The sequence below is a fragment of the Motilimonas pumila genome (assembly GCF_003596335.1).
Lineage (GTDB): Bacteria > Pseudomonadota > Gammaproteobacteria > Enterobacterales > CBDFNC01 > Motilimonas > Motilimonas pumila.
Window position 1 is genome coordinate 1 of record NZ_QZCH01000189.1, and the last position, 500, is coordinate 500.

Annotated in this window: 1 pseudogene; it reads right to left on the reverse strand. The window is 70.6% G+C overall.

Annotated features, from left to right (window positions below):
- Nucleotides 1-500: pseudogene (locus D1Z90_RS21175) on the reverse strand (translation initiation factor IF-2); the annotation flags it as partial.

Consider the following 500-nt stretch of genomic DNA (forward strand, 5'->3'; position numbering starts at 1 on the left):
GATGCGGTACTCGGTCAGCTCGCGGGCGCGGGCTTCGTTCTCGACCACGGCCATGGCTTCGCCGGGCGAGGGCGCGCCGTCGAGGCCCAGCACCTCCACCGGCTCGGACGGGCCGGCCTGCGCCACCTGCTCGTCGCGCTCGTTGATCAGGGCGCGCACGCGGCCCCAGTTCGAGCCGGCGACGACGATGTCGCCGCGCTTGAGCGTGCCGCGCTTGACCAGCACGGTGGCCACGGCGCCGCGGCCCTTGTCGAGCTTGGCCTCGATCACGACGCCGTCGGCGACGCGGTCGGGGTTGGCCTTCAGGTCAAGCACTTCGGCCTGCAGCAGGATGGCTTCCAAGAGGTCGTCCAGGCCGGTGCGGGCCTTGGCGGAGACCTCGATCAGCTGGGTGTCGCCGCCCAGGCTTTCGACCACGATCTCGTGCTGCAGCAGTTCGTTGACCACGCGCGTGGCGTCCGAGCCCGGCTTGTCCATCTTGTTGACGGCGACGATGATCG